This window comes from Pseudomonas sp. GW821-FHT09H03, from assembly GCF_059415945.1.
Genome location: NZ_JBWKOF010000007.1, coordinates 124,608 through 143,459 on the forward strand (window position 1 = coordinate 124,608; position 18,852 = coordinate 143,459).

Annotated in this window: 12 protein-coding genes; 6 read left to right on the top strand and 6 right to left on the bottom strand. The window is 60.4% G+C overall.

Annotated features, from left to right (window positions below):
* The first annotated feature begins 45 nt into the window (after window positions 1-45).
* On the top strand, window positions 46-378 hold the full coding sequence (locus AC07OG_RS11935; RefSeq protein WP_060540854.1) for a YnfA family protein: 333 nt from the start codon (window positions 46-48) through the stop codon (window positions 376-378).
* A 138-nt stretch (window positions 379-516) separates the two neighbouring features.
* Window positions 517-702: a carbon storage regulator CsrA gene (csrA, locus tag AC07OG_RS11940; protein ID WP_060540855.1), complete on the top strand. Its 186-nt coding sequence runs from the start codon at window positions 517-519 to the stop codon at window positions 700-702.
* Between the two features lie 5 nt (window positions 703-707).
* Here the strand turns inward: csrA and AC07OG_RS11945 are convergent, their stop codons facing one another.
* From AC07OG_RS11945 to AC07OG_RS11960, 4 genes are all read right to left on the bottom strand, one after another.
* Window positions 708-935: a YheU family protein gene (locus AC07OG_RS11945; RefSeq protein WP_003199186.1), complete on the bottom strand. Its 228-nt coding sequence runs from the start codon at window positions 933-935 to the stop codon at window positions 708-710.
* 114 nt (window positions 936-1,049) lie between these two features.
* On the bottom strand, window positions 1,050-2,240 hold the full coding sequence (locus tag AC07OG_RS11950) for an osmoprotectant NAGGN system M42 family peptidase (RefSeq protein WP_495067111.1): 1,191 nt from the start codon (window positions 2,238-2,240) through the stop codon (window positions 1,050-1,052).
* 185 nt (window positions 2,241-2,425) lie between these two features.
* Window positions 2,426-4,174, bottom strand: coding sequence for an N-acetylglutaminylglutamine synthetase (gene ngg / locus AC07OG_RS11955; protein WP_495067112.1), 1,749 nt, complete (start codon window positions 4,172-4,174; stop codon window positions 2,426-2,428).
* A gap of 3 nt (window positions 4,175-4,177) precedes the next feature.
* Window positions 4,178-5,950 (bottom strand): N-acetylglutaminylglutamine amidotransferase, encoded by a 1,773-nt coding sequence (locus tag AC07OG_RS11960; protein WP_218425260.1) that lies wholly within the window; start codon window positions 5,948-5,950, stop codon window positions 4,178-4,180.
* Window positions 5,951-6,245: 295 nt separating this feature from the next.
* Between AC07OG_RS11960 and AC07OG_RS11965 the strand changes: the two genes are divergently transcribed.
* On the top strand, window positions 6,246-11,105 hold the full coding sequence (locus AC07OG_RS11965) for an NEL-type E3 ubiquitin ligase domain-containing protein (protein WP_495067113.1): 4,860 nt from the start codon (window positions 6,246-6,248) through the stop codon (window positions 11,103-11,105).
* Window positions 11,106-11,109: 4 nt separating this feature from the next.
* Here the strand turns inward: AC07OG_RS11965 and mnmC are convergent, their stop codons facing one another.
* Window positions 11,110-13,092, bottom strand: coding sequence for a bifunctional tRNA (5-methylaminomethyl-2-thiouridine)(34)-methyltransferase MnmC2/FAD-dependent 5-carboxymethylaminomethyl-2-thiouridine(34) oxidoreductase MnmC1 (mnmC, locus tag AC07OG_RS11970; RefSeq protein ID WP_495067114.1), 1,983 nt, complete (start codon window positions 13,090-13,092; stop codon window positions 11,110-11,112).
* A gap of 135 nt (window positions 13,093-13,227) precedes the next feature.
* Here mnmC and pap point away from each other — a divergent pair, with 135 nt between their 5' ends.
* From pap to AC07OG_RS11985, 3 genes are all read left to right on the top strand, one after another.
* Window positions 13,228-14,736: a polyphosphate:AMP phosphotransferase gene (pap, locus tag AC07OG_RS11975; RefSeq protein WP_495067115.1), complete on the top strand. Its 1,509-nt coding sequence runs from the start codon at window positions 13,228-13,230 to the stop codon at window positions 14,734-14,736.
* 102 nt (window positions 14,737-14,838) lie between these two features.
* Entirely contained in the window at window positions 14,839-16,023 is a 1,185-nt protein-coding gene (locus AC07OG_RS11980; RefSeq protein ID WP_218425264.1) for a thiolase family protein, read from the top strand.
* A gap of 258 nt (window positions 16,024-16,281) precedes the next feature.
* On the top strand, window positions 16,282-17,244 hold the full coding sequence (locus tag AC07OG_RS11985; RefSeq protein WP_495067116.1) for a DMT family transporter: 963 nt from the start codon (window positions 16,282-16,284) through the stop codon (window positions 17,242-17,244).
* Window positions 17,245-17,367: 123 nt separating this feature from the next.
* On the opposite strand, the gene AC07OG_RS11990 is transcribed toward AC07OG_RS11985, so the two are convergent.
* On the bottom strand, window positions 17,368-18,762 hold the full coding sequence (locus AC07OG_RS11990; protein ID WP_495067117.1) for a class II fumarate hydratase: 1,395 nt from the start codon (window positions 18,760-18,762) through the stop codon (window positions 17,368-17,370).
* Window positions 18,763-18,852: the final 90 nt, after the last annotated feature.

Genomic DNA, 18,852 nt, shown 5'->3' on the forward strand with positions numbered 1-18,852 from the left:
TGTCGTTAGGGTGGCCGTCATCGGTCATCCTCGCGAGGCGCTTGCATGCTCAACTATCTGTGGTTTTTTCTCGCGGCGCTGTTCGAAATTGCCGGTTGCTTCGCCTTCTGGATGTGGCTGCGTCAGGGTAAAAGTGTGTGGTGGGTGCTGCCGGCGCTGTTCAGCCTGACCTTGTTCGCGCTGTTGCTGACTCGTGTCGAGGCGACCTATGCCGGTCGGGCCTATGCCGCTTACGGTGGCATCTACATCATCGCTTCGATCGGCTGGCTGGCGCTGGTCGAGCGCATTCGTCCGCTGGGTTCGGACTGGCTCGGCATGGCGCTGTGTGTGATCGGGGCGGGCATCATCCTGTTCGGACCGCGGTTCTCTGCGTCCTGACTCAACCTTCGTGTCAGATCTTTCCTTCAGAGGGGCGAGTCATCGCTGTAGGGAAGGACTGATTTGCTGCCGTTGCATTGTAGGGACGCCGCACACGGGGCATCTTCAAGGGCCGGTAACCCCTGAAGGACACAGACAATGCTCGTACTCACCCGCGTTGTAGGCGAAGTGATTTCCATCGGTGACAACATTTCCTTGCGCGTTCTCGCTGTAAACGGCAATAGCATCCGTTTTGGCGTCGAAGCGCCTCGAGACGTCAGTGTGCACCGCTCCGAGATTTACGATCGCATCCAGGCCAAGCTGGCGAAAACCAAGGAGGGCTGAGATTGTCAGTCGAACAGGTGCTTGGGCACATCATGCTTGAGCATCAGCTGGCACTGCTCGCTTTCCGGGTCGAAAACAATCAGTGCCTGGCCTTTGGTCAGCGCCTGGCGCACGCGTAGCACGCGGGTTTCCAGTGGTGTGTCATCACCATTGTCGGTGCCGTCACGGGTCACGAAGTCCTCGATCAGGCGGGTCAGGGTGTCGACTTCAAGTTGGTCGTGGGGGATCAGCATAGGCACCTCGCTAAACAATCGCGCGATGCTACGGCGAAAGGCCCATGACGGCTACCCAAGATTCCCCAAGCACCTGCACAGGTGTTGTGTTTATTCAGTCAGCAGTTGAGTCATTCAGCTATCTGACCGCTGCCCTACCAGGCTGTCCACGGGCGGCACCCGCGTGTCGCTTTCCATCTGCGTGTCATGTTCGAGCTGATGACTGAACCGATCCAGTGATCCCTTGGCCGGTTGTGCATCGCTGGCGAACACCGGCGGGCTGAGAATGTAGGCGCCGAGCAGGCGGCTCAGGGCTGCGAGACTGTCGATGTGGGTGCGCTCGTAGCCATGGGTGGCGTCGCAGCCGAAGGCGAGCAGGGCGGTGCGTATGTCATGGCCGGCGGTGACTGCCGAGTGCGCATCGCTGAAGTAATAGCGGAACAGGTCGCGACGCGCCGGCAACTCGTTGTCACTGGCCAGGCGCAGCAGGTGCCGCGACAAGTGATAGTCATAGGGGCCGCCGGAATCCTGCATGGCAACGCTCACCGCGTGTTCACTGGAGTGTTGGCCGGGCGCGACCGGCGCGATGTCGATGCCGACGAACTCGCTGACGTCCCAAGGCAGTGCAGCCGCTGCGCCACTTCCGGTTTCCTCGGTGATGGTGAACAGTGGGTGACAGTCGATCATCAGCTCTTCACCGCTGTCGACGATGGCCTTGAGCGCCGCCAGCAGCGCTGCCACACCGGCTTTGTCGTCCAGGTGACGGGCACTGATATGACCGCTTTCGGTGAACTCCGGCAAAGGATCAAAGGCGACGAAATCGCCGACACTGATGCCCAGGGAATCGCAATCGGCGCGGGTGGCGCAATAGGCGTCCAGGCGCAGCTCGATGTGATCCCAACTGATCGGCATTTCATCGACGGCGGTATTGAACGCATGCCCGGAAGCCATCAGCGGCAACACGCTGCCACGGATCACGCCATTATCGGTAAACAGACTGACGCGACTGCCCTCGGCAAAGCGGCTCGACCAGCAACCGACCGGGGCGAGTGTCAGGCGCCCGTTGTCCTTGACCGCGCGTACCGCCGCGCCGATGGTGTCGAGGTGGGCGGAAACGGCGCGATCGGGGCTGTTTTTCTTGCCCTTGAGCGTGGCGCGGATGGTGCCGCGGCGGGTCATTTCGAACGGAATGCCCAGCTCTTCCAGGCGTTCGGCGACGTAGCGCACGATGGTGTCGGTGAACCCGGTCGGGCTGGGGATGGCGAGCATTTCCAGCAGGACTTTTTGCAGGTAGGCAAGATCGGGTTCGGGAATTTTATGGGTCATGGAAACTCCTGATGAGTTGAGGCCATCGATGGTTTCGATGAGGTGAATCTTTGTCGTCCGGACGGGTCCCTTCGCGGGCAAACCCGCCCTCACAGGTTTCAGTGGTGGACACAAAATTTGTGCGCGGCGCCGATCACTGTGGGAGCGGGCTTGCCCGCGAAGGGGCCAATCCGGACACCACACAACTACAAAACCGCCGGCTGACTATGGGGAAACAACAAATCCACAAACCGCTCCGCCGTCGGCTGCGGTTCGTGATTGGCCAGCCCGGCGCGCTCGTTGGCTTCGATAAACACATACTCCGGCTGATCGGCGGCTGGCACCAGCAGGTCGAGACCCACCACGGGAATGTCCAGCGCCCGCGCTGCGCGTATCGCCGCGTCCGCCAGGGCCGGATGGAGGATCGCCGTCACGTCCTCAAGAGTCCCGCCGGTATGCAGATTGGCCGTACGCCTTACGAACAGATGCTCACCGGCCGCCAGGATGCTGCTGTAGTCGTACCCGGCCGCATGCAAGGTGCGCTGGGTTTCATGATCCAGCGCGATTGTGCTTTCGCCGCCGGTAGCCGCCTGGCGCCGCCGGCTCTGGGCTTCAATCAGGGCGCCGATGGTGTGTTGGCCATCGCCGATCACTTCGGCCGGTCGACGAATCGCTGCGGCGACCACTTCAAAGCCGATCACCACAATCCGCAGGTCGAGGCCTTCGTGGAAGCTTTCCAGCAGCACATGGCTGTCGAACCCTTGGGCAGCGTCGATGGCTTGCTGGACCTCCTCGAAGGTTTGCAGATCCACCGCCACCCCTTGTCCCTGTTCGCCATCCAGCGGCTTGACGACCACGCGCTGGTGCTCGTCAAGGAACGCCAGGTTATCGTCGGCGTTACCTGCCAGTTGCTGGCTTGGCAGGTTCAGGCCCGCGGCCTTGAGCACCTTGTGGGTCAGGCTCTTGTCCTGGCACAGGCTCATGCTGATGGCGCTGGTCAGATCGCTGAGGGACTCGCGGCAGCGCACCCGGCGCCCGCCATGGCTGAGGGTAAACATTCCGGCTTCGGCGTCATCGACCTGTACATCGATACCGCGCCGATGAGCTTCCTCGACGATGATCCGCGCATAGGGATTGAACTCCGCTTGAGGGCCCGGCCCCAGAAACAGTGGCTGGTTGATGCCGTTCTTGCGCTTGATGGCGAAGGTCGACAGGTTGCGAAAACCAAGCTTGGCGTACAGGCTTTTCGCCTGGCGGTTGTCGTGCAGTACGGAGAGGTCTAGATAGGCCAGGCCGCGACTCATGAAATGCTCGATCAAATGCCGCACCAGTACTTCACCGACACCCGGCCGAGCACACTGCGGGTCGACCGCCAGGCACCACAGGCTACTGCCGTTTTCCGGATCGTTGAACGCTTTGTGATGATTGAGCCCCATGACGCTGCCGATGACCGCGCCGCTGTCTTCGTCTTCGGCCAGCCAGTACACCGGGCCGCCCGCGTGTCGCGGGGTGAGCAGGGTGGCATCGATAGGTAGCATGCCGCGCGCCTGGTATAGATGATTGACCGCCTGCCAGTCTGCTTCGCTTTGTGCACGGCGAATGCGGAACCCGCGAAACACCCGGGTCGCCTGACGGTAATCAGTGAACCACAGGCGCAAGGTGTCGGACGGGTCGAGGAACAGTTGGGCCGGCTCCAGCCCCAGCACTTGCTGCGGCGCGGCGACATACAAGGCAATGTCGCGTTCGCCGGGCTGTTCGTTGAGCAGTTCCAGGGCCAGGCTCGCCGCGTCTGCGAAGGTATGGCCAATCAGCAGCCGGCCCCAACCGCAATGCACGGCAATCGGCGCCGCGCCGAGTTCACTGCCGTCTTCGGCCAGGCGCGCCTGCAGGCGCTCGTAGGAGGGTGTCTGGCCGCGCAACAGGCGTTGGTTGATAGCCGTGGCGTGAGGTTTCATTGATCAGATTCCTTGTTCACTGAGCCACAGATTGAGGGCCGCCAGTTGCCACAGCTTCGAGCCACGCAACGGCGTCAATTGACCTTGCGGATCGGTCAGCAGACGGTCGAGCATGGCCGGCTTGAACAGGCCGCGATCCTGGCTCGGATCGAGCAGGAGTTCACGCACCCAATCCAGGGTGTCGCCCTGCAGATGCTTGAGACCCGGCACCGGGAAGTAACCTTTTTTGCGGTCGATGACTTCACTCGGAATCACCAGGCGAGCGGCTTCCTTCAGGACTTGCTTGCCACCGTCCGGCAGCTTGAATTTGCCCGGCACCCGCGCCGACAACTCCACCAGCCGGTAATCGAGAAACGGCGTGCGCGCTTCCAGGCCCCAGGCCATGGTCATGTTATCGACGCGTTTGACCGGGTCATCCACCAGCATCACCGTGCTGTCCAGACGCAAGGCCTTGTCTACCGCGGCGTCGGCACCTGGTTGGGCGAAATGCTCTTTGACGAAGTCGCCAGCGGCGTCATTGGCCATCAGCCATTTCGGCTGCACGGTGGCGGCGTATTCGTCGTAACTGCGGTCGAAAAACGCTTCGCGGTACGCCGCGTACGGATCGCTGGCACCGTCCACCTGGGGATACCAGTGGTAACCGGCGAATAGCTCGTCCGCACCTTGGCCGCTTTGCACCACCTTGCAGTGTTTGGCCACTTCCCGGGACAACAGGTAGAAGGCGATGCAGTCATGGCTGACCATCGGTTCGCTCATGGCGCGGAACGCCGCCGGCAATTGCTCGATGATTTCTTTTTCGTCGATGCGCAGTTGGTGATGCCGGGTGCCGTAGTGTCTGGCGATCAGGTCCGAATACTGGAACTCGTCACCGCGCTCGCCACCGGCATCCTGGAAGCCGATGGAAAAGGTCGACAGGTTGTCCACGCCGACTTCGCGCAACAGGCCCACGAGCAAGCTGGAGTCGACGCCGCCCGACAACAGTACGCCGACATCCACCGCCGCCCGTTGGCGGATGGCTACCGCGTCGCGGGTGCTGTCGAGCACGCGGTCGCGCCAGTCTTCGAGGGTCAGATTCATCTCGTCGGCATGTGGGCCGTAGGGCAGGGTCCACCAGGTTTTCTGTTCGGTGCGGCCGTCGGCTTCAATGCGCATCCAGGTGGCTGGCGGCAGCTTTTCGATACCTGCCAGCAGGGTGCGTGGTGCCGGAACCACCGCGTGGAAATTCAGATAATGATTGAGGGCCACCGGATCAAGGATCGGGTTGATATCGCCGCCCTTGAGCAGCGCCGGCAGCGCCGAGGCAAAGCGCAAGCGCTGGCCGGTGCGTGACAGGTACAGCGGCTTGACGCCGAGCCGGTCGCGGGCGATGAACAGGCGCTGGGCATCGCGCTCCCAGATGGCAAAGGCAAACATGCCGTTGAGTCTGGGCAGCAACGCTTCGCCCCAGGCGTGATAACCCTTTAGCAACACTTCGGTGTCACCACCGGAATAGAAGGCATAACCGAGCGCTTCAAGCTCGGCGCGCAGTTCCGGGAAGTTGTAGATCGCCCCGTTGAAGGCCAGGGACAAGCCCAGTTGGTTGTCGATCATCGGCTGCGCCGAGCCGTCCGACAGGTCCATGATTTTCAGGCGCCGGTGGCCCAGGGCGATCGGTCCCTGGCTGTGAAAGCCCCAGGCGTCGGGGCCACGAGGGGCCAGGTGATGGGTGATTCGTTCAACTGCCGCGAGGTCGGCAGGTTGATGATCAAAACGTAACTCGCCAGCTAATCCGCACATAAATTCCTTACCGGTTTTTCCGTTGGGGAGGGTCAATCGCTGCCACGCCAAAACGGCGGGCACTCAGAAACTGACCCGGCTGATTGCTCGGAGTTTTATATCGATCGGTTATAAGCAGCTGTGACGGACGAATGGCAGGCAATGCTCAAACGAGTGTTGAAGTGGCGGTAAATAATGCTGCGATGCATGGGAATAGTTGCTTGGATGCGCACGAATCGGACCCGGTATTCGAATTATTCATCGGCGTTCGCAAGCATTAGGCTGACAGATTCTGGACGCAATAAGGACATTGCACATGCTGCCTACCGCAATCACGGCACCCGCTGTCGTTACAGTCACTTCCGAACAACGCCTTGAGGCTTTACTGCTCCATACGGCTGACCTGGACAAAGCCCAAGCTCTACAGCAATCCATTCCCCAGTGGCTGATCGCGGCCGACCTGAGCGTGGTGCAGGGCCTGAAGACCGCGCTGGAACAGAGTCAGCCTTGTTACACCAAGGCCACGCAAGTACTCGCAAGACTCAAACCGCTGGATGAGTTCTGCAAGCAGGAACTGACGAGTAAGCTCAAGGAAAAGTGGAGCACCGAGGTCGACGTCGAGCGTGACACCCTGGAGATCATCAAATCGAAGTTTAACTCGACAGGGCTGGCTCCTATCGGTTTCCTGGAAGGGACCACCACCACATCCCGCAGTCTGCTTCAGGCTGCAATGGAGAACTTCACATCCGCGGAAACCAGGACTGGAGGCATCCCCACGCAGTCGTTGATAAAAATCAACGATCAGCCCCAGTCAGGCTCGCAAATCACCCCGGGCAATTTCGCCACGCTTTGCCGTGAGCTTGATCTCGGTACCCGCTACCAGACTCACATCAATGACGTTCTGAAATTGCCGGCCAAACCTGTCGCAGATGCCCCCGTCGATGTTCGCGCGTCCACCAGCGATATCCGGCAACTGAAGCTGCTGGACATGCAAGTCGCTGCTCATATCGCCTACCTGAAAAAGCACATCAGCAAAGATGCGTACACCATGCTGTTGAGTGTGATCGAACAGAATCTCCCGGCGGCGCAATGCACAGAGGCGCGCTTTGATGGCGCTGCGGTGATCTGGCAAGGCTTGACGGTTCACGACTGCTGCATTTGTAGCGCGCTGATATTCAGCAAGGCGTCGATCGATACCGCCCCCTTGGCCAAGTGTGTTGTGTATATGCCGAACGAACCCCGGCGCCCCTTGTATGAGTACCCCTCTCTGAAGGATTTCAAGGACTATCTCGAGCTCCACTTGCAAAGCAAGAGTTACAAAAAACACTTTGTCGAGCATTACCTTCCTGGTCCGGACAAGAGCGATTTCTTCACTCATTTCAACAAAGACCGCAAGTTAGGCACGCTCGTCGCCATGCCTGTCGACACTGACGTGGCAGACTTTTTGTTCAGTGCGTTTCTCAGCAAAACCCAGAAGGACGCGCGCAACCTTGCCGTACCGACGGCGGATGTCGATGAGCAGCAACGGGAAAAAAATATCCAGGCATTGCTGGATGCAGGCCTGTTACTGCTCAATGCCGCCGCGTTTTTTGTGCCGGTGATTGGTCAGGTGATGTTGACGGCGGCGGTGGTCGAAATCGTCAGTGAAGTCTATGAAGGTGTGCAGGACTGGTCGCACGGCGAGCATCATCAAGCGCTTTCGCATCTGCTCAATGTGGTGGAAAGCCTCGCGCAAATGGCTGCCTTTGCGGCAGGCGGCAAGATCGTTTCGGCAGCCATCAGCAAAGGCGTGAAAGAACAGGCGGCATTCTTCGACGGCTTCGAGGCAGTGACCCGCGCTGATGGTAAAGCGAGGCTTTGGAAGCCGGACCTTGAGCCCTATCGGCAAGCTTCGACGCAGGCCGCGGACTTGCAGGCGGATTCGCAGGGCATCTACCGCGATGGCGAGCTCACGTCGATCAGCCTGGATGGGGCCAGCTACCGCGTTTCCCGCAATGCTGCGCAGCAGACATGGCAGATCAACCATCCCGGGCACTCGGACAGATTCCAGCCAGCCATCGAAAGAACCGTGGAAGGCGGCTGGCGACATGCCTACGAGCATGCCCATGAATGGCCTGACGGCGCTTACGCGCTGCGGCGTACGGCTCCGCGCCTGAGCGATCTGGGTGACGATCTGACGGCGATTGCCGACATCACTGGAATGTCACCCGCCAGCTTGCACCGTTTGCACGAAAGCAACCTCAATCTGCCGCAGCGGTTCAATGATTGCGTCGAGCGTTTCAGGCTGAACCGCAGAGTCAACGCGGTAATCAGTGCCATGGAGCAGGGCGAGACCGCGAACACGGACTATGTGCAGGAGCAATTGCAGACCTTGCCAAGGTTGCCTGGCTGGCCAGCGGAGCGCTTCATTGAAGTGCTCGGAGAAGGAGAAGGAGAAGGAGAAGGAGAAGGAGAAGGAGACGGAGAAGCGAAAGGGAATGTCTCACGCTTTCCGCAAACCGCGTCAGCGGTTGATAAGGTTAACTGCCTGGAGGTTACCCAGGCGGAACTTGACTCGGGTCGGTTGCTCGATAGGGTCATCAGTGACCTGCACGAGAATGACGTCGAAGCGCTGATCGGCTCAGCGCAGACCGCCACGAAATCGCAACTGTTGGCCGGGAAAATCGCTGCGCACCTCAAAAGTGATCGCCAGCCATTGCTCGATTGGCTCTATAGCGCCCATGACGGCACCGCCACCGGTGACGTCGCTACGCTACGCGAACAGTTCCCTGACCTTCCCAACCGGGTCAGTCAGGAGTTGCTCGATAATGCCTCTGCCCGAGATCGCACCTTTCTCAAAGAACGCAGGATCGGGTTGGACCTGGCGCAACAGGCCCGGGAGACCCAGTTCGCAATCAGGCAGGATCGAGCACTTGCCGGATTGCACCAGCCACAATTGGCAAATGCCGACACTGACAATCTGGCCCTGAGATTGATGGATCAGTTGCAGGGCTGGGATGACGATTTGCGCCTGGAAGTACGCCAGGACTCGGAAAGTGGCACGCTGCTGGACAGCGTGGGCAAAGAAGGGGCGTCACAGCGCAAAATCATCGTCAAAACCTCCGGCGGCTACCAGGTCACCTCAATCGATGGTGCTTCGTCGCACAGCAAAACTTCCAGGCACCTGGTTGAGTCGATCTACCATGCATTGCCGCAAAGCCAGCGCACGCGCATGTCCTTCACGGGCGTCGACACCGTGGATATCCACACGCTGCGCTCACGATTGTTTGTGGCCGCCGCTCGTGACCCTCAGCGTACCGGCAAGGTGCTGCGCAATGAGCGCAGTGAGGTCGCGCAACACCTTGCCGGGTGTACCCAGGCGGATCCGCCCGCTGCGGGTTCTTACGCAAGAGCGCTGGTTCGCAAAGTCAGAAAACTATACCCCACGTTCAATGATGCCCAGGTGTCAGCCTTTCTCGATGAGGCGGGCAGCGATATGACGTCACGGGTAACCCGGCTCAAGGAGCTAAAGCAGCAGCTCAAGGCCTTCCTCAAGGGGCTGTATGCATGGCGCGACGATGAGGTGCAAATGGCCAAATTGCCGGGGCAGCTCAATGATATTCGGGTCGGCCGACGCCATGTGGCCAATGCCATCGAAAATTGCTGGCGCCGTGTAACGCCGCCGCGCTGGCCGCAAAACCCGGCGCTGACCACGCTCAAGCTTGAGGGCGAACCGGTAGGGCAACTGCCGACACTGACCGAGCAGGATGTCGCCCATGTGCGCATCCTTTCCATCAAGGATATGCAAGCGGACGATGAGCTGGCGTACTTCCTCAAGCCTTTCAAAAACCTGACCCGACTGGATCTGGACCGCAACAAGCTCACGCGATTGCCCGAAGCGCTCTCGCACATGCCGGCGCTGCAGCACTTGAGTCTGGATGGCAATCAGGTGGCACTGACCGAGCACACGCTGCGCAAGCTGGCCGATATGCGCGAGCTGCGTACCTTGAGGCTTACCGGCAACCGTCTGGGGGCTACGCTCGATGTTGGTAAAATGTTCAATTTGCAGGCGCTGTACCTGAACGATACCTATGCCACGGAGTTTCCCTTGGGGATAGGTAGTCTGCCCAATCTGGACATGGTGGACTTGCGTGGCAACGAGATTCGGGAACTGCCGCAGTGGGTGTTTCAACTCCCGGATCGAGTCGCCCAGGCTATCAACCTTCGTCTGAACCCATTGTCCACCGCAAGTCGAGCGAGTCTGATCACCCATAGAGACGCCACGGGTCAGGGGATGGGGTTTATCGCTAATGATGAGGCAATGATCAATGAACAAAGGGCCAGAGACTTGTGGATACCAAAATCGACCGAAGAACTTTATGCCAGTCGTAACCGCACGTGGCTCGCGCTGAAAAATGAACCCGCTGCCGGTGAGTTCTTTCGACTGCTGGCACAGGTCGGAGGCACGGCGGATACCCGTCATGTACGCGAAGACATGACTCGCCGGGTATGGACTGTGATCGACGCCGCTCAGGCCGATTCGGCTCTACGCGAGCAATTGCTGCCGATGGCCATGAGGGCCAACTGCTCCGATTCGGCGGCCATCATTTTCAGTAAACTTGAAGTGGCCGTCGAAGTCGACAAGGTGGTTCGCCAGGCCGTCAACGCTCACGACAGGGCGGCTCGCTTGTTGCAACTGGGCAGACGCCTGTTTCGCCAGGACTATCTCTCCAAAATAGCCAAGGAGGAGTTCACGGCCGATCCCAAGCTTGATCCGGTTGAGGTGGAGCTGGCTTATCGTACCGGTCTGGCCGAAAGGCTCGACCTGATCGGTCAGCCCAAACATATGAGGTATGCATCGCTTGCCGGTGTCACCCCGGCGAAACTCGATGCGGCGTATAACCGGGTCGTCAGCGCGGAGCTCGCGCCAGGGCTGGTGGAGTTCCTGAGCAAGCGCCCGTTCTGGAGCGACTTTTTGCGTGAGCACCACCCCAGGCAATTCACCGATGCCGCCGCACCCTTCCACCCCCGTGTACAAACGGCCTTCGAAAATCAGGCAACGCTTGGAGAAAATTATCGCAAGAAGGTCGACGGCATCATGGCAGAGATGCAAAAAGCTGAATCGCAGTTGCTGCAAAAATTGACCCGGGAGGCTATCAAGGCCGAGGACTTGAAGACCTGCTTCGCCCTGGATTGAGCCTTCAGGACTTGCCGCGGATCAAACGTCGCAAGGCAAAACGGTTGGGGTGACAGGCCTCTGCCACGGCCTTTGGCAGTGGCAGAGGCTCATCATCAAGCCACGCAGCCAGCAGTTCGCCGGATAATGGCGCGGTAATCAACCCTCGCGAGCCGTGACCGCTGTTGACGTACAGGCCATTGAGCCACGGGCAAGGGGTGTCCGGGGTTTGCCGGGCATCCTTGCTCAGGGCTTTATAGACGTCTGCAAATTCCGAGCTGTCTGCCAACGGACCGACAATCGGCAGGTAATCGGGGCTGGTACAGCGAAACGCTGCACGGCCTTCGAGCGCTTCGGGTTGCAGGTTCGCGGCACCGAGGCGTTGGAGCAGGTCGAGGGAAATTTCCTCGAGCATCTTCAGATTGCCTTCGTGTTCGGCGGCAGTCGGTGTCAGGTCGTCATTGTTGAAGTCAAAACTTGCGCCCAAGGTGTGTTCGCCCAGCCGTGCCGGGGCGACATAGCCCTCGGCGCAGACTACGGTGCTCAGGCTCTGGCTGGCAGAAGTCTGGGACAAGCGGGTGATCTGTCCGCGAATGCGTTTGAGTGGCAGATCGCGACTGAAGGAAAACCGCTTGATCTCGGCAGCACCGGCCAGCACCACCACCGGGGCCTCGGCGAGGAGCCTGTCTCCCTCCCAGGCCTGCCATTTTCCGTTTGTCTGGCGCAGCTCGAGTACATCGTGGTGGGTCAACAGCTGGATGTTCGGGTGTGCGGCTTGCCATTGGCACAACGCGGGGGGATGCACCCAACCGCCTTCGGGATAGAACAGCCCTCCCGATTGCAAATGGACGCCGGCGCGGATTTCGGCGTGTTCCCGATCGAGCACCTGCAGCAGATCGTCGGGAAACGCCGCCGCCAATTGCGCCTGACGCTCGGCTTCCTTGGCATTGAAAGCCAGTTGCAAAACACCGCAAGCGTCCCAGTCGACCCCGCGTTGCAGGGACTCCAGCAGACGACGGGTGTAGCCGAAGCCGCTGACGATCAATTGCGACAAGGCCGTCCCGTGGGCGGACAGCTTGAGATACAAAACACCCTGCGGATTGCCCGACGCTTCCCGGGCGAGGGCGTCGTGACGCTCCAGCAGACTGACCTGCCAGCCCCGCGCGGCGAAACTGGCGGCGCTGGCGCATCCGGCCAGGCCAGCACCGATTACCAATGCACGACGCTCACCGGCCAAGGGGGCGGGGCGGGCGAACCAGGGTTTGGCCTGTGCCGGTGGCGCTACATCCAGCGGCCAACCGAGGAACTCACCGCGAAGGATTTCCCATTTGTGGCCGATACCCGGCGTGCGTTTCATCTTGAAACCGGCAGCGTTGAGCAAGCGGCGTACCCAACCGGTGCTGGTAAAGGTGCTGATGGTCGAGCCTGGGGCGGCGAGACGTGCCAGTTCGGCAAACAGTTCGGCGGTCCACATGTCCGGGTTTTTCGCCGGGGCGAAGCCGTCGAGGAACCAGGCGTCGATTCGTGCGTCCAGTTGCGGCAGTTGTTCAAGGGCATCGCCGATCAGCAGGGTCAGGGTGACGCGGCCGTTGGCCAGGGTCAGACGCTGAAAGCCCTGATGGATCGCTACGTACTGCGCGAGCAATTGATCGGCAAACACCTTGAGTTCCGGCCACAGCGCCAGGGCGCGTTGCAGGTCGGCGGGGCTCAGCGGGTATTTCTCGACGCTGACAAAGTGCAGTCGCGCACCGGGCGCTGCGTGTTGCTCGAAAACCTGCCAGGCACACAGGAAATTCAGCCCCGTGCCGAAACCCGTTTCGCCGATGACCAGGCGCCCGCCCTGCGTCAGGGCGGCGAAGCGTTCCGCCAGGCGATTCTGCTCGATGAACACGTAGCGTGTTTCGTCCAGCCCCGACTTATCGGAGAAATAGACATCGTCGAACACTCGCGAATACGGGCGACCTTGGTCGTCCCAGTCGAGCTGGGCGTGGGGCAGTACAGGTTTCATGACAGGCTCGGCAACGGCAAGAGCGCCATTCTAGCTGATCGGCGTGCTGCCCAAGGTCGCGATCTTTTGACCTTTTTGCTCAACCGTGACTCTTTATCTCCGCTAGTCTTGCTCACATCTGGAAGGGAGTTACCCATGTTTGAGTCTGCCGAAATCGATCACGCCATCGACAAAGAAACCTATGACGCTGAAGTACCGGCGCTGCGCGAAGCGCTGCTCGAAGCGCAGTTCGAGTTGCAGCAGCAGCGGCGGTTTCCGGTGATCATTTTGATCAATGGTATCGAAGGCGCCGGCAAGGGTGAGACGATCAAGTTGCTCAATGAGTGGATGGACCCACGCTTGATCGAGGTCCGCACCTTCGATCAGCAAACCGATGAAGAACTGGCGCGACCAGCGGCCTGGCGCTACTGGCGGATGTTGCCGGCCAAGGGCCGCATGGGGATTTTCTTCGGCAACTGGTACAGCCAGATGTTGCAGGGGCGGGTGCATGGCGAGTTCAAGGACCCGCGGCTCGATCAGGCCATCAACGCCGCCGAGCGCCTGGAGAAGATGTTGTGTGACGAAGGCGCGCTGATCTTCAAATTCTGGTTCCACCTCTCGAAGAAGCAAATGAAGGCGCGTCTCAAGGCCTTGGCCGACGACCCGTTGCACAGCTGGCGCATCAGCCCGCTGGACTGGCAACAATCGCAAACTTACGACAAGTTCGTGAAATACGGCGAGCGTGTCTTGCGCCGTACCAGCCGTGACTACGCACCCTGGCATGTGATCGCCGGGATGGATGCGCACTATCGAAGCCTGGCGGTGGGCAGGATACTGCTCGAGGGCCTGCAGCAAGCACTGAAACGGCCCCGGGTTCACCCGGAGAAAGTCAGCGCCGCCCCGGTAGTTCCCAGTGTCGATCAAGTGAACCTGCTCGACAGCCTGGACCTGACCCTGCACCTGGAAAAGCAGGATTACGAGCAACAGTTGATCACCGAGCAGGCGCGGCTTTCCAGGTTGATGCGTGACAAGCGCATGCGCCGCCACGCGCTGATGGCCGTGTTCGAAGGCAACGACGCCGCAGGCAAGGGTGGGGCGATTCGCCGGGTGGCGGCGGCACTGGACCCACGTCAGTACAGTATCGTGCCGATCGCCGCGCCCACTGAAGAAGAGCGCGCGCAGCCGTATCTGTGGCGTTTCTGGCGGCACATTCCGGCGCGGAGCAAGTTCACCGTGTTCGACCGCTCCTGGTATGGCCGGGTGCTGGTGGAACGTATCGAAGGTTTTTGCAGCGCGGCGGACTGGTTGCGTGCCTACAGTGAAATCAACGATTTCGAAGAACAGCTGGAGGAGGCCGGGGTAATCGTCGTGAAGTTCTGGCTGGCCATCGACAAACAGACCCAACTGGAACGTTTTCAGGAACGCGAGGAAATTCCCTTCAAACGCTTCAAGATCACCGAAGACGACTGGCGCAACCGCGACAAATGGGACGACTACCGCGCAGCGGTCGGTGACATGGTCGATCGCACCAGCACGGAAATCTCGCCGTGGACGCTGATCGAGGCAAATGACAAGCGCTGGGCGCGGGTCAAGGTTCTGCGCACCATCAACCAGGCGCTGGAAGAGGCCTTCGAAAAATCCGACAAGCACAAAGGCCGCAAGTGAGCCGATGGTTACGCATACGCGGGGTGAATGATTGTCGCGGTCGGTGAAGGGCTGGACTTATGCTCGGTCCACTCTCAACCGACAACAACAATGAGGTATGCCATGCGTGAAGTGGTGATCGTCGACAGCGTGCGGACCGGGCTGGCCAAATCCTTTCGCGGCAAATTCAACATGACCCGCCCGGACGACATGGCGGCGCATTGTGTCGACGCCTTGCTGGTGCGCTCCGGTATCGACCCGGCCAGTGTCGAGGACTGCATCGTCGGCGCCGGTTCCAACGAAGGTGCCCAGGGCTTTAACATCGGTCGCAATGTCGCGGTGCTGTCGCGCCTGGGCATCGGCACGGCCGGCATGACCCTCAACCGCTTCTGCTCGTCGGGCTTGCAGGCGATCGCCATCGCCGCCAACCAGATCGCCTCGGGTTGCAGCGACATCATCGTCGCTGGCGGCGTCGAGTCCATCAGCCTGACCATGAAAAGCGTCAACACCGACAACCTGATCAATCCGCTGCTCAAGGAACAGGTGCCGGGCATCTACTACCCGATGGGGCAGACCGCTGAAGTCGTCGCCCGACGCTATGACGTCAGTCGCCAGGAGCAGGACTTGTACGCCCTGCAGAGCCAGCAACGCACGGCCCGGGCGCAGGCCGCCGGGCTGTTCGATGATGAGATCGTGCCGATGGCGGTGAAGTACCGCGTCGAAGACAAGGCCAGCGGCCAGGTGCAGATCCTTGAGGGCATTGTCGATCGTGATGACTGCAACCGTCCTGACACTACCCTGGAGAGTCTGGCCGGGTTGAAACCGGTGTTCGCCGAAGATGGGTCGGTGACGGCCGGCAACTCTTCACAACTGTCGGACGGCGCTTCCATGACGCTGGTGATGAGCCTGGAAAAAGCCCTGGAACTGGGGCTCAAGCCCAAAGCGTTCTTCCGTGGGTTTACCGTGGCTGGATGCGAACCGGACGAGATGGGTATTGGCCCGGTGTTTTCGGTGCCGAAACTGCTCAAGGCCAAAGGCTTGCAGGTTGCCGACATCGATCTGTGGGAACTCAACGAAGCATTCGCTTCGCAGTGCCTGTACAGCCGTAACCGGCTGGAGATCGACAATGACCGGTACAACGTCAATGGCGGTTCGATTTCCATCGGCCATCCATTCGGCATGACCGGTTCGCGCCAGGTCGGGCACCTGGTTCGCGAGTTGCAGCGACGTAATCTGCGTTATGGCATCGTCACCATGTGTGTAGGTGGCGGGATGGGGGCTACCGGGTTGTTTGAGGCGGTGCGTTAAGCCTGGATGTTCCTCGTTGTCAGTTAGATAGCCATCGCTGGCAGGCCAGCTCCCACAGGGGATTTGTGGCCGTACGCAAATTTTGTGTGCGCGGCAGATTCACTGTGGGAGCGGGCTTGCTCGCGAAGGCAGGCGCCGCGGTCTTTCACGTTACGACCCGCACAGTTTCATTCGCGGCGAGCACCCAACTGTCCCTGTGTGCCAAACGCCTCTGCCCTTAGAATGACCACTCTTGCCACTTGGGCTTTTGGGGTTCGCATGCACATTTCTTCGGGTCGCTGGGTGTACGGTCTGTTCCTGGCCTTGTTGACCGCTCTGCTGTGGGGAATCCTGCCGATCAAGCTCAAGCAAGTGCTGCTGGTGATGGACCCGGTGACCGTGACCTGGTTTCGCCTACTGGTCTCCGGTGGTTGCCTGTTCATCTATCTGGCGGCGACCAGGCGCCTGCCCAGCCGCAAAGCCCTTGGCCCGCGCGGTGGCTGGCTGGTGCTGATGGCGGTGCTCGGTCTGGTCGGTAACTACGTGTTGTATTTGATGGGCCTGAACCTGCTCAGCCCCGGCACGGCACAACTGGTGGTGCAGATGGGCCCGATCATGCTGCTGATCGCCAGCCTGTTTGTGTTCAAGGAGAGGTTCAGCCTGGGGCAGGGCATTGGCTTGCTGGTGTTGCTTATTGGCTTCGTGCTGTTCTTCAACCAACGCTTGAGCGAGCTGTTGAGTTCGCTGACTGATTACACCGCCGGCGTCCTGCTGGTGCTGCTGGCGTCCACCGTCTGGACCTTTTATGCCCTGGGGCAGAAGCAGTTGCTGTCGGTGTGGAATTCATTGCAGGTGATGATGGTGATCTACCTGTTTTGCGCGCTGTTGCTGACGCCCTGGGTGCATCCGCTCGAAGCGCTGCAACTGAGCCCGCTGCAAGGCTGGCTGTTGCTGGCGTGCTGCATGAACACCCTGATCGCCTATGGTGCGTTCGCCGAGGCGTTGGCCCACTGGGAAGCTTCACGGGTGAGTGCGACATTGGCGATCACGCCGTTGGTGACCTTCGCGGCCGTCGCGATGGCTGCGTGGTTATGGCCGGACTATGTGCACGCCGAGGCGATCAATGGTCTGGGGTATGGTGGCGCGGTGCTGGTGGTGCTGGGGTCGGCGCTGGTGGCGTTGGGGCCGTCGTTGATTGCCGGGGTCAAGGCGCGGCGTGTGCGCATGGCGGTGGGGCGGTAGACCGCGTTATCGTTCATCGCTGGCAAGCCCACACAAGGTTGTGTTGATCACAATTTTTGTGAACGACACAACCTTGTGGGAGCGGGCTTGCTCGCGAAGACGGACTAACAGGCGCTACAAGACTCAGCCCTTGGCCCCAGCCTCGAGCATATTCTCCGGCCTTACCCAGGCATCGAACTGTTCATCGGTCAGATACCCCAGCTGCAGTGCCGCTTCACGCAAGGTCAACCCTTCGCTGTAGGCCTTCTTGGCAATTTCCGCTGATTTGTCATAGCCAATGTGCGGGTTGAGGGCAGTCACCAGCATCAAGCCACGCTCCAGGTGCTCAGCCATTTTCTCTGCATCCGGTTCCAGGCCGGCGATGCAATGCTGCTGAAAGTTGCTGCAGCCATCGCCCAACAGACGGATCGACTGCAGCAGGTTATGGATGATCACTGGTTTGAACACGTTCAGTTGCAGGTGGCCCTGACTGGCGGCAAAGCCGATGGCAACGTCGTTGCCCATCACCTGACAGGCCAGCATCGACAGCGCTTCACACTGGGTCGGGTTGACCTTGCCCGGCATGATCGAGCTGCCCGGCTCGTTGGCCGGCAGTCGAACCTCGGCGAAACCTGCGCGCGGTCCGGAACCCAGCAGGCGCAGGTCGTTGGCGATTTTCATCAGGGTCACGGCGAGGGTTTTCAGCGCGCCGGACAACGTGGTCAGCGGCTCATGCCCGGCCAGGGCGGCAAACTTGTTCGGCGCGGTAACGAACGGCAAACCGGAAAGGGCTGCCAGTTCGGCGGCGATGGCTTCGCCGAAACCGTGGGGCGAATTCAGCCCGGTGCCGACCGCAGTGCCACCCTGGGCCAGTTCACACACAGCGGGTAATGCGCTGCGGATCGCCCGTTCGGCGTAATCCAGTTGCGCGATGAATGCCGATACTTCCTGGCCAAAACTGATCGGCGTTGCATCCATCATGTGGGTGCGACCGGTCTTGACCAGTTTCATATGACGGGCGGATAGCTCCGCCAGACCACCGGACAGTTCACTGATGGCCGGCAAAAGATGCTGCTGCACGGCCTGGGCCGCGGCGATGTGCATGGCCGTGGGGAAGCAGTCGTTGGAACTCTGGGAGCGATTGACGTGATCGTTGGGATGCACCGGCGATTTGCCCCCCCGGGGGTTGCCCGCCAGCTCATTGGCGCGACCGGCGATCACTTCGTTGACGTTCATGTTGCTCTGGGTGCCGCTGCCGGTCTGCCAGACCACCAGCGGGAACTGGTCGTCGTGCTCGCCGGCGAGCACTTCGTCGGCGGCCTGTTCGATCAGCCGGGCAATATCGGCCGGCACATCCCCATTGCGGTCATTGACCCGTGCCGCGGCTTTCTTGATCAGTGCCAGGGCATGCAGTACCGCCAGCGGCATACGTTCGGTGCCGATGGCAAAATTAATCAGCGAGCGTTGTGTCTGAGCGCCCCAATAGGCGTCATCGGGGACTTCCACCTGGCCAAGGCTGTCGGTTTCGATACGGCTCATCTTGCTCACTCCTGTAGGTCCGATTGCGCAGTTTAGGCCGTGCTGGACGGCCGGGGTTCCATCAATGTCGATTTGATCCATTCAACCCCT

What these genes read in the sequence shown, in the direction of transcription:
- AC07OG_RS11935 (WP_060540854.1), top strand. Translation starts at nt 46, where the DNA reads ATGCTCAACTATCTGTGGTTTTTTCTCGCGGCGCTGTTCGAAATTGCC.
- csrA (WP_060540855.1), top strand. Translation starts at nt 517, where the DNA reads ATGCTCGTACTCACCCGCGTTGTAGGCGAAGTGATTTCCATCGGTGAC.
- AC07OG_RS11945 (WP_003199186.1), bottom strand. Translation starts at nt 935, where the DNA reads ATGCTGATCCCCCACGACCAACTTGAAGTCGACACCCTGACCCGCCTG.
- AC07OG_RS11950 (WP_495067111.1), bottom strand. Translation starts at nt 2,240, where the DNA reads ATGACCCATAAAATTCCCGAACCCGATCTTGCCTACCTGCAAAAAGTC.
- ngg (WP_495067112.1), bottom strand. Translation starts at nt 4,174, where the DNA reads ATGAAACCTCACGCCACGGCTATCAACCAACGCCTGTTGCGCGGCCAG.
- AC07OG_RS11960 (WP_218425260.1), bottom strand. Translation starts at nt 5,950, where the DNA reads ATGTGCGGATTAGCTGGCGAGTTACGTTTTGATCATCAACCTGCCGAC.
- AC07OG_RS11965 (WP_495067113.1), top strand. Translation starts at nt 6,246, where the DNA reads ATGCTGCCTACCGCAATCACGGCACCCGCTGTCGTTACAGTCACTTCC.
- mnmC (WP_495067114.1), bottom strand. Translation starts at nt 13,092, where the DNA reads ATGAAACCTGTACTGCCCCACGCCCAGCTCGACTGGGACGACCAAGGT.
- pap (WP_495067115.1), top strand. Translation starts at nt 13,228, where the DNA reads ATGTTTGAGTCTGCCGAAATCGATCACGCCATCGACAAAGAAACCTAT.
- AC07OG_RS11980 (WP_218425264.1), top strand. Translation starts at nt 14,839, where the DNA reads ATGCGTGAAGTGGTGATCGTCGACAGCGTGCGGACCGGGCTGGCCAAA.
- AC07OG_RS11985 (WP_495067116.1), top strand. Translation starts at nt 16,282, where the DNA reads ATGCACATTTCTTCGGGTCGCTGGGTGTACGGTCTGTTCCTGGCCTTG.
- AC07OG_RS11990 (WP_495067117.1), bottom strand. Translation starts at nt 18,762, where the DNA reads ATGAGCCGTATCGAAACCGACAGCCTTGGCCAGGTGGAAGTCCCCGAT.